This is a genomic window from Actinophytocola sp. (genome assembly GCF_009379765.1).
Lineage (GTDB): Bacteria > Actinomycetota > Actinomycetes > Mycobacteriales > Pseudonocardiaceae > Actinophytocola.
Map to the genome: position 1 here is coordinate 1 of NZ_WHTD01000233.1, position 10409 is coordinate 10409.

The 10409-nt window shown below is 70.9% G+C and carries 10 protein-coding genes and 1 pseudogene; 6 read left to right on the plus strand and 5 right to left on the minus strand.

The window, feature by feature from the left end:
- From GEV28_RS39950 to GEV28_RS39970, 5 genes are all read right to left on the minus strand, one after another.
- On the minus strand, nt 1-2057 hold a 2057-nt coding region (locus GEV28_RS39950), incomplete at its 3' end, for a GH92 family glycosyl hydrolase (protein ID WP_291419219.1).
- A gap of 303 nt (nt 2058-2360) precedes the next feature.
- Nucleotides 2361-3680, minus strand: coding sequence for an ABC transporter permease (locus tag GEV28_RS39955; protein WP_291419203.1), 1320 nt, complete (start codon nt 3678-3680; stop codon nt 2361-2363).
- A 58-nt stretch (nt 3681-3738) separates the two neighbouring features.
- Nucleotides 3739-4446, minus strand: coding sequence for an ABC transporter ATP-binding protein (locus GEV28_RS39960; RefSeq protein ID WP_291419205.1), 708 nt, complete (start codon nt 4444-4446; stop codon nt 3739-3741).
- The gene (locus GEV28_RS39965; RefSeq protein WP_291419207.1) at nt 4443-5444 is read right to left on the minus strand and encodes an efflux RND transporter periplasmic adaptor subunit; all 1002 of its coding nucleotides are present in this window, start codon (nt 5442-5444) and stop codon (nt 4443-4445) included. Before GEV28_RS39965 ends, GEV28_RS39960 begins: the two co-directional genes overlap by 4 nt.
- A gap of 131 nt (nt 5445-5575) precedes the next feature.
- The gene (locus GEV28_RS39970; protein WP_291419209.1) at nt 5576-6103 is read right to left on the minus strand and encodes a hypothetical protein; all 528 of its coding nucleotides are present in this window, start codon (nt 6101-6103) and stop codon (nt 5576-5578) included.
- Nucleotides 6104-6450: 347 nt separating this feature from the next.
- On the opposite strand from GEV28_RS39970, the gene GEV28_RS39975 reads away from it, so the two are divergent.
- The 6 genes and pseudogenes from GEV28_RS39975 to GEV28_RS40000 form a co-directional block, all read left to right on the plus strand.
- Nucleotides 6451-7386 (plus strand): sulfite exporter TauE/SafE family protein, encoded by a 936-nt coding sequence (locus tag GEV28_RS39975; RefSeq protein ID WP_291419211.1) that lies wholly within the window; start codon nt 6451-6453, stop codon nt 7384-7386.
- 88 nt (nt 7387-7474) lie between these two features.
- Nucleotides 7475-8326, plus strand: coding sequence for a hypothetical protein (locus GEV28_RS39980; RefSeq protein WP_291419213.1), 852 nt, complete (start codon nt 7475-7477; stop codon nt 8324-8326).
- Nucleotides 8327-8417: 91 nt separating this feature from the next.
- The gene (locus GEV28_RS39985; RefSeq protein WP_291419215.1) at nt 8418-9344 is read left to right on the plus strand and encodes a hypothetical protein; all 927 of its coding nucleotides are present in this window, start codon (nt 8418-8420) and stop codon (nt 9342-9344) included.
- A gap of 98 nt (nt 9345-9442) precedes the next feature.
- Nucleotides 9443-9583 carry a TetR/AcrR family transcriptional regulator gene (locus GEV28_RS39990; RefSeq protein WP_291419217.1) on the plus strand — a complete coding sequence of 47 codons (141 nt, stop codon included), beginning with the start codon at nt 9443-9445 and terminating at the stop codon, nt 9581-9583.
- A 99-nt stretch (nt 9584-9682) separates the two neighbouring features.
- Entirely contained in the window at nt 9683-10039 is a 357-nt protein-coding gene (locus tag GEV28_RS39995) for a TetR-like C-terminal domain-containing protein (RefSeq protein ID WP_291419221.1), read from the plus strand.
- Nucleotides 9999-10409, plus strand: a pseudogene (locus GEV28_RS40000) (hypothetical protein); the annotation flags it as partial. The gene GEV28_RS39995 and the pseudogene GEV28_RS40000, both read left to right, overlap by 41 nt.

Genomic DNA, 10409 nt, shown 5'->3' on the forward strand with positions numbered 1-10409 from the left:
CCCGACCCGTAGGCCTTGATCCGCACGGTCTCACCGGACGGCCGGGAGATCGCCACCTCGCTGAACGACGGCCCGTTGACCGTGAGCTCCGCGCGGCCAGGGGTCACCGGGTACATGCCCAGCGCGGCCCACACGTACCAGGACGACATCTGGCCGAGGTCGTCGTTGCCGGCGAGGCCGTCGGGCTTCGGCGAGAACAGTTGGGTCATCGCCCGCCGGACGACCTGCTGGGTCTTGTACGGCGCGCCGGAATAGTCGTACAGCCACGGCGTGAGCATGATCGGCTCGTTGCCCAGCCACGCGTACGGCCGCTCCGGGCCGGCGTTGAGCTCGGTGAAGAAGCTGTCGAGCCTGCGGTTGGCCTCGGCGTTGCCACCCATCGCATCGATGAGCCCGCGCGGGTTCTGCGGCACCATCCAGCTGTACTGCACGCCGTTGCCCTCGACCCAGCCCTCGCCGCTGACCGGCTCGAACGGCTGGCGGAACGAGCCGTCGGCGTTGCGCGGCTGCAGGTAGCCGGTGGCCGGGTTGAACAGGTTCTGCCAGTACTGCGACCGCTCGCTGAACCGGGTGGCGGTCGCGGTGTCGCCGAGCCGGCGGGCGAGGTCGGCGATCGCGAAGTCGGCCGTGGTGTACTCGAGCGTGGTCGCCGCCGAACCCCACACACCCGGCGCCCCGTTGGGCACGTAGCCGTGCTCCTGGTAGCCGGTGAGACCGGGCCGCTCCTCGTAGCCCTGGGTCGGCTCGGTGGCGCCGCGGACCATCAGCCGGAGTGCCTCGGCGGCATCGAAGTCCTTGGCGCCGAAGGCATGCGCGCTCGCGACCAGCACATGGTAGGGATCGCCGTTCATCACGCCGGTGTGCGCGTTGGCGATCGTCCAGCGGTCCCACGAGCCGGACTGCTCGGCGAACGCGATCATCGAGCGGACCATGTCCGACGCCTCGTCCGGCGCGATCATCGACAGCAGCGGGAACTCCGAACGGTAGATGTCCCAGCCGGAGATGTTGGTGTAGACGGCATGTCCCGGCCCGGCGTCGTGGATCTCGTTGTCGAACCCGGGGTAGCGGCCGTCGGCGTCGGAGAACACGTTGGGGTGCACCATGCTGTGGTAGAGCGCGGTGTAGAACGTGGTGCGCTGGGTGTCGGTGCCGCCGCGGACCTTGATCCGGTTGAGCCGGTCGTTCCACGCCGCCTCGGCCCGCTCGGCCACGTCCTCGAAGGAGCACCCGCCGGCCTCGGCGGCCATGTTGTCGCGGGCGCCGTCGGCGGACACGAACGACAGTCCTACCTGGACGTTGACGGTCCGGCCGGGCTCGAACGTGACGTAGCCGCCGGAGCGCTGCCCGGTGGCGCTCGACTTCCCGGCCGCGACCGCGCCGTCCTTCCAGGTGCCGACCGTCCGGAAGGGACTGTCGAAGGTGGCGTGGAAGTAGACCTTGTAGGAGTGCGGGTAGCCGCAGAAGCTACCGCTGGTGGCCGAGCCGCTGATCGTGTTCGTGCCGATGTCGATCGACGCGTCGGTGACGCCGTTGACCGAGCCGGCCGTGTTGACCAGAAGCGTGGCCGGCTTGTCCGCGGGGAAGCTCAGCCGGCCGGCGCCGGAGCGCTGGGTCGCGGAGAGCCGGACCCCGATGCCGGAGTCGAGCCGGACGCCGTAGTAACCGGGCGTCGCCTCCTCGTTCGCGCGGTCGAAGGTCGCCTGGTAACGGGCGGCGTCGGTGGCCGGCGAGGTGGTGACGTCGCCGGCGAACGGCAGGAACGGGATGTCCTGGTAGATCGTGCATCCGGCGCCGGACAGGTGGGTGAGGCTGAACCCGCGCAGCCGGTTGTCGTCGTAGGCGTAGCCGCCGGGCTGCGCGGTGACGGTGTCCGGGCCCCAGGACACCATGCCGAACGGCACCACCGCGCCCGGGTGGGTGAGCCCGGTGCCGGTGCCCTTCTTGGTGCCGACGTACGGGTTCACCCAGCGCGTGAGATCCTCAGTGGACAGTTCGGGCTGGGCGCCGGCGGGGATCGCCGGCGCGAGCGTCAGCACGGAGGCGGCGACGGCCGCCACGGCCAACCGCCGCCTCCATCGGGATGCCGAATCAGTCATGGCTGGCCCTTCCGCGTCGATGGCGCCTGCGATCGGCAGAGTCGCACGATGTTCGCCACTGCAAAGGAACTCAGCGGTAACGGCCCGGGCCCGGCCACCCCGGCGCGGCGGTGCGGTCGCAGAGCGGCGCACCGGCCCGCGACGGGGTCGAGGTCGGTCGCCGCCGGTGGCCGCGGCGATGTCCCCGGTGTGCGTGGCGAGCTCGGTGACCTGCTGGCCGAGCACCCGGTGAAAGCGCGGGTCCCATCGGCACGGCGTAGTCGGTTACGCGCGCATCACCGTCGCGATCGGGATGCGGGCCGCGCGGATCGCCGGGACCAGGCCGCCCAGTACGCCCGCGACCAGGCCCGCGACGACGCCCGCCACGCCGGCCTGCCACGGGAACGCGACATCGGCCAGGAACGGTTCCCGGGAGGCGAACAGGCGCGCCGCCGCCGCCAGCCCGACCACCCCCGCGCCGATCGCCAGCGTGGCGGTCAGCAAGCCGGTGAGCAGGGTCTCCGCGAGCACGATGCCGGCCAGCAGCAGCCGCGGCGTTCCCACCGCGCGGCGCAACGCGAACTCCTCGATCCGCTCCCCCACGGTCGCGAGGCCGACGTTCAGGATGCCGGCCACGCCGATCAGCAGCACCAGCGCCGCCATGCCCAGGAAGATCCACCGCATCAGCGCGAGCTGGTCGGCCATCTCCTCCAGCGAGTTGATCGTCTCGACGTGGAGCTCGTCGGGGTTCGCGCCGGCGGCCACCAGGCGCGAGCGCAGGATCTGCTCCAGGTCCGTCGCCGTGGGCTGCATCATCAGCTGCACGCCGCCGCCGTAGTTCGGGTCGCTGAGGCTGTCCGCGGGCAGCCAGTTCAGCAGCTCGTCGGACCGCACGTACGCCGCCGGGCCCCAGCCGCCGTCGTCGACCACGCCGATGATCTGCGGGGTCATGTTCGCGATCGCGCCGGACACCCGCATCTCCGCGGGCACCTGGAAGGCGGTGAACGCCTCGGCGGCCTTCGTGTTGATCACGATGCGGGGCGCCATCGACGGCGCGGACCCGAACGAGAGCCATTCCCCCGACTCGTGGCGGAACGGCCGGAACTGCCGGATGTCCCCGGACAGCGCCTGCAGGCTCATCTCCACCGCCTGCCCCTGCGGCATCCCGTCCGACTGGCCGCCGACCTCCCGGCACACACCGCCGGCGTCGCACTCGACGTACCCGCCCATCGAGTACGCGACACCGCTCTCGTCGACCGGGCCGCCGCCCTCGTTCACCGGTCGCACGCCGGGCTCGCCGATGACCGCCTGGGTGGTGGTCATCGCGACCGCGTCGCGCCGGCCGGCGACGGTGTCCATCGCCACGGTCGCCGAGTCGGGATGCGACGGCAGGTACATCTGCATCGTGCCGTCCTTGCCGCGGGTCATCTCGATGTCCGACAGCAGCGCCCGCTGCGCGATCACCGACCCGGCCTGCACCGTCACCACCGCGAGCACGCCGAGGAAGAGGCTCACCATCGACAGGAACGTGCGCAGCTTCCTGGCCCGGATCCCTTGCCCGCCGATGATGAGCGACGAGCGCAACCGCCCGGAGAGGCCAATCACGACGCCCCCTCGCAGGCTCGGTCGCGCCGCTGTGGCACTGGTTCGCTCGCAAGCTCGTTCACACGACCACCCCTGCCGGCCGCAGCACGCCGTCGGCCAGGTGCAGGACCCGGCCCATCTTCGCCGCGTGGTCGCGGTCGTGGGTCACCAGCACGAGGCCGCAGCCGCGGTCGGTCGTCGCGCGCAGCGCCTCGACGACCAGGTTGCCGGTCTCGGTGTCCAGCGCGCCGGTCGGCTCGTCGGCGAGCAGGATCCGCGGTTCGCGCACCAACGCGCGGGCGATCGCCACCCGCTGCTGCTCACCGCCGGACAGCCGGGGCGGCTTGTGCTTGGCCAGGTGCGCGATGCCGAGCTCGTCCAGCGCGGCCATCGCCTTGGCCCTGCGCTTGCGGCGCGGCAGCCAGCCCTGGCCGTTGACCAGCGCCATCGACACGTTCTGCACCGCGGTCAGGTGCTTGAGCAGGAAGAACCGCTGGAACACGAACCCGAACTCGGCGCTGCGCAGCGCGGCCGCCTTTCGCTCCGGTAGCCGGGTGATGTCCTTGTCCCCCAACAGGTACTGGCCGCCGTCGGCGCGGTCGAACAGGCCGATGAGGCTGAGCAGCGTGCTCTTCCCGGAGCCGGACCGGCCGAGCACGGCGACGCTCTCTCCACTGTGGATGGTCAGGTCGACGCCGGAGAGGATCGTCCGCGCCTGGTCCTGGCCCCGGAGGGTCTTGGTGATGCCCGTGAGCTGGATCAGCCGGGTCGGTTCGACCCCGGTCATTTCGACCCCATGGGGCCCGATGGGTCGCCGCCCTGCTGCGGGTCGGGACCCGACGGCAGGTTCGGGCCCGGCACGGACAGCGTCTCGTCGCCCTTGAGCCCGGACTTCACCTCGATGACCTTGCCGTCGGTCAGCCCGAGCACGACGTCGACGATCTTGCGGCCGCCGTCGGACTCCACGACGTCGACCTTGCCGCTGCCCTGCTTGCCCGCGACCGCCTCGACCGGTACCACCAGCGCGTTCGCCGCCTTCGCCGTGACGACCTCGAGGTCGACCGACGCGCCGTTGATCAGCTTGGTGGCCGGCGGCGCCGTGCACACGAGCCGCAGGCCCGTCGAGTCGGATCCGCCCGGCCCCCCGGCGGGCGGTTCCTGGTCGACGGGCTCCACGGGTGGCGGCTGCGCGCCGGACCGCGGTGACTCCGGCTCGGCGGGCGGCTCGGCGGGCGGCGGGGCGGGCACCGTGCCCTCGGGCAGGGCGGCGATCGTGCCGAGCGCCTTGCACGGGAACGGTCCCGGCCCATTCTTGATCTGCGCCTGCACCTGGGTGAGACCCGCGGCGATCTGGTACGCCTGCTCGCCGTCGATCTCCGCGACGATGGCGTAGCCGGCGAGCTTGGCGGACGCGACCGGCATGCCCGCGGTGACCGTCGCCCGGTCATCGGCGAGCCGCCCGGTGAACGTCGAGCCGGCGGGCACCTCGAACCAGTGCGGCTCGCCGTCGGCCCACACCGAGCCGACGCGGGTGGGCCGGGTCGGGGTGCGGTCGGGCTCCTCGATGGTGAGGTAGCGAACCTGGCCGGCCACCGGCGCCACGATCCCGTACACCGGGTCCATCGTGACCGTGCCGGAGAGGCTCACCGTGTTGGTCAGGTCCTGGCGGCTGGGCGTCACCGTGGTCATCGCGGTGCCACGGGGAGCCAGGTCCGGGGTCTGCGCCTCCGGTTCGCCGGTGCTGCAGGACGTGATCACGGCGACCATCACAACGGCTGACGCCATCCCACCGACCGCTGCCAGGAAACGTTTCGACACCCCAGGGCCTCCATCTGGTCAAGTTCGAACTTGACCATCTAGACGCCGCATGTGTGACCCACGTTGCCTCACCCGGAAGATCCGGGTGTTCGCGCAGGTCAGACGCCGAGCAGTGCGCGGCCGAGGGTGGCGCTCAGCACCAGGATGGTCAGCACGGACATCCACAGCCGAACCACGTGCAGGCGGATCGTGACGACCGGCTCGTCGGGCACCGGGTCGTCCGGGAACGACAAATGCTCCCGAATATATTCCCGGTCCATATGTCGCAGAATGATCGGATAGGTGCTCACCCAGACCACGAAGATCACGATTCCGGCCACCAGCACGGCGTCGTCGAAATCCCGGCGGTACTCACCGAGAAAAATGGTGGGCACCAGCGACGCGACGATGACCGCGCCGAACAAGATCGACGGAATTCCGGACAGACCGCGTTCCCGCGCGAGCACCACGAGCAACAGCGGGATGCCGATGACGAACGACCCGAACACGGGGTCCGCGGCCAGCAGAACCACTGCGAGCAGCGCGGTCGAGACCCAGAACAAGGCGAACACGGCGAGCTTGGGCCAGGTGTCGTCGAGTACTGCCGGAAGGACCGTGTCGCGGACTTTTCGAACCGGTACGGACACTTTCGCGCACCCCCAGCGGGTACCAGATCCGCCGGGCCAGGAATTCCATGGACCCGACCCGATAAATCGCTCAAGCAGCGTACGAAGAGGCGCCTGCCCAGCGCCATGTTGAATACTTGACTCTTCTGGTCGACGAGTTGTCCGTGGCTGATCGACGAAATCATTCGCCAGCTCGTCGAGCGCCCGGGCACGCACCCGGACGGGCCCCGTGTAGCGTCCGGCGACCGGTTTCGCAAGTAGCCGCCCACAACTGACCTCCGGTGTTCCGCGATGTGGACCTGTTTTGCCACGGTCCGGACACATCTCACGATACAAAGAGGACCTCGATACGACGAAGGATGGCGAGGATGCGACAGCTGCTCCTGTTGGCCCTGGTAGGACTGGGAGCTCAACTCGTCGACGGCAGCCTGGGCATGGCCTACGGCGTGACGTCCACCACCCTGCTCCTGGCGATCGGCGCCAACCCCGCGGCCGCCTCGGCGACCGTCCACCTGGCCGAGATCGGCACGACTCTCGCCTCCGGGCTCGCGCACTGGCGGTTCGGCAACGTCGACTGGAAGGTCGTCGCGAAGATCGGCATACCCGGCGCGGTCGGCGCGTTCGCGGGGGCGACGTTCCTGTCGAGCCTGTCGACCGAGGTCGCCGAACCGGTGATGTCGGTGCTCCTGCTCGCGCTCGGTGTCTACATCCTCGTGCGGTTCACGACGTTCGGCCTGCCCCGGCACAATCTCGGCAAGCCGCTGCGCAAGCGCTTCCTCGGCCCGCTCGGCCTGGTCGCGGGCTTCGTCGACGCCACCGGCGGCGGCGGCTGGGGCCCGGTCGGCACCCCGGCGATCCTGGCGAGCGGCCGGCTGGAGCCACGCAAGACGATCGGCTCGATCGACACCGCCGAGTTCCTCGTCGCGGTCGCCGCGAGCCTCGGCTTCCTGTTCGGTCTCGGCGGCGTGGGCGTCAACTTCTCGTGGGTGCTCGCGCTGCTGATCGGTGGCGTGATCGCCGCGCCGATCGCGGCCTGGCTCGTGCGCCACATCCCGCCGCGGGTGCTCGGCTCGGCGGTCGGCGGCATCATCGTCGTGACCAACGTCCGCACCCTGCTGAAGAGCGACTGGATCGACGCGAGCGACGGCGTGCGCTACCCGGTCTACGTGGCCGTCTACGTGATCTGGGCCGCGGCGCTGGCCTACTCGATCCGGCAGTACCGGGCCAACCGCGCGCAGGAGACGGTCGAGGCCATCGCGGCCGAGGCGGCGGGCAAGGGCGACAAGACCGAGGCGACCACCTGACCACTCACCGACCAGGACGCCCGCGGCCGCGACGGTCGCGGGCGTTCTCGTGTTTGATGGGTACTGCCGCCGGCCCCGTGGAGCCCGAGTGTCGCGTCCGTTCTTTCGGCGTCATCGTGTCACCGAGGCGCTGCTGGTCCTCGTGGTCCTCGTGCTCATGATCGTCACGTATCGCGAGCTGGCGCCGAACCCGCCGGCCGGCCCGGTCCGCGTCGAGGTGGACCGGGCGCGGCCGTTCGCCGAGACCCTCGCGGCCGGGTGGGCCGACGGCGCCGCCGGGATCGTCGCGCCGAAGCCGGTAGCCGTCGGCCGGCATTCCGCAGGCGAGGTCGCGCAGGCGTACGCGAAGGTCCGGCGGGCGTTGGTCACCGCGCGGCTGGACCGGGCGGTGATCGTCGGACACGACGTCGAGCGGCTGGTGCGGCTGTTCGTCCCGGACGCGCGGGCGGTCGTCCGGAAGATGCTGACCGGCGACCCCGCCAAGGCCTACGGCTACGCCACCCGCATCGCCGAGGGCTACCCGCTGCTGCCGGCCGAGCCGAAGGTGACCGGCCGGATGTGGGTGGCGCAGAACCCCGACGGCACGCTGCTGGTGCGCACCAACTACCTGTTCGCCTACGCCTTCGACCACGACGTCGACCATGACGTGGGCGACGACACGGGCACCGGCCCGCGCTCGCCGATGGACGTCGTCGCGGTGGACCGGTTCGAGGCCGACTACCTGGTCACCGACGAGCGGTGGCCCGCGTCCGGCCGGGGGCTGTGGCCGAACCTGGTGCGGGGGTACGGCTTCTCCGTCGGGTGCGCCGCCTACGCGGCCGGCACCCTCGCGCCGGCGTTCAGCGAGCGCGTCCTGGCCGTCCGCCGCGGCCGCGCCGAGCCCGAGCGCTACCTCGACCCCGACGCGCCTCTGGCGAAGATCGGCAACTGCCCTACCTGATGTGGTGTTGTTTCTGTCGTGTGACGAGGTAATCTTCCGGCGCTTCGTTGGCACGGGTTTGCGGGGGCGGCCCGGTTCTTTGGGAGCCCTGATGCAGCACGACAGCTACGACGACCAGAACTGGTCGCGCAACGACCGCCGCACGACGGCCCGGCGCGGGCCGTTCCTCAGCCGCCACGGCGGAAAGATGATGGCAGCACTCGTCCTCGCCGTGGTCGCGGTGGGTGCGGTGGTCTACAACGCGACGCGGCCGGAGGACCAGTCACCCGACATCGTCGAGGCCCCGCCGGCCTCGGACGCGGTCGAGGACGGCGCCGGCGTGGACCTGACCCAGCCGTTCGCGGGAACCCCCGCGGAGGCGTGGCCGGACGGCGTGACGGGCATCGTCGCGCCACCACCGGTCGCGGTGGGCGAGTTCTCCGCCGAGGAGGTCGGGCAGGCCTACGCGAAGGTGCGGCAGGTGCTGATCGCCTCCCGGCTCGACCGCGAGGTGATCGAGGGCCACGACTACGAGCGGTTCCTCAAGCTGCTCGCGCCCAAGGCGCGGGCCGACCTGCGGCCCGGCTTCAGCGACGACCTCGGCACGTCCTACAGCTACGCCACCCGGATCGCCGACGACTTCCGGCTGCTGCCGGTCGACCCGAAGGTGCAGGGCACGATGTCGGCCGAGCTTGGCAAGGACGGCTCGCTGGTGATCCACACGAACTACGTGTTCGCGTACGCGTTCGACACCCTCACGCCGGAGCGGGTGACGGACGCGATGGACATCGTGGCGGTGGACCGGTGGGAGGCCGACTACGTCCTCACCGACGACCGGTGGCCCGAGGACAACCAGGGCCTCTGGCTGGACAAGGTGCAGGGCTACGGCTACTCGATCGCCTGCACGGCGTACAAGGAAGGCTCCTTGGCACCGGCCTACAGCGAGCGCATCGACGGCGACGACGCCGACCCCGAGGCCGAGGACCGCTACTTCGACCCGAGCAAGCCGCTCCTGACCGACTCGAGCTGCCCCGCGTAACTCCTGGTAAAACCCCCTTTTGGCTCGCTCGTCCCCAGTCCCCGAAACTACGGCCGTTGATGTGTACTTAGTACACGCCACACGTGTACGTTGTACACATGACGACCAAGGAGCGGCTGGCCGAAGCCGCGCGGACGATCCTCCTCGCCGAGGGGGCCGACGCGGTCAACATGCGCCGGGTGGCCAAGGAGGCCGGCGTCTCGACCATGGCCACCTACCGGCACTACCCCAACCGCTAGACGCTGCTCCGCGAGGTCGCCTACGCCTGCTCCGTCGAGCTCGCCAAGGACTGGGGACGCCGGGCCGCCATCGAGGACCCGCGCGAGCGGATCTTCGCGCTGCAAGCGGACTTCCTCGACTTCGCGCTCGGGGCGCCGCACCTCTACACGTTCCTCATGACCGAACGTCGTGAGTACTCGCGGCGGTTTCCCGACGGCTACCACGACGGCGCCGCGCCGGCGTTCAGCGAGGTCCTGACCGCGGTGCGGGAGGGCATGCGGATCGGGCACCTGCGCGAGGGCGACCCGATCGAGGTGGCCCTCGCGTTCACCGCGCAGACACAGGGGCTCGTCCTGCTCTACCTCGCGGGCCGGATCGGTCTGGGGGAACCGGAGTTCCGCGAGCTCTGCGCTCGCTCGACGGGGAGGGTCTTCGATGGCATCACAACCGGCAGCACGACCGGCAGCACGACGTGAGCTGATCATCGCCGCGGCGGCCACGCCGGCCTCGGCGGTGCTGTTCTACCTCGGCCTGGGGTTCGCTCCGGTCGGCGCGCTGGCGTGGCTGGCGCCGCTGCCGGTCTTCCTCGCGGCGCCACGGGTGTCCGGCCGGCTGGCGTTTTGCGCGGGAGCGGTCGCCTACCTGCTCGGGTCGACGGGCACCTGGGCCTACTACTTCCACTCGATCGACGTGCCGCTGCCCGCGGCGTTCTCGATCATCCTCGGCTGCTCGGCGCTGATCGGGCTCGGCGCGCTGCTGCTGCACACGCTGGCCAAACGCGACGCGCCGCTGCTCGCCGCGGTGGCACCCGGCGCGCTCTGGTGTGCGGTGCTGTACCTGGTGTCG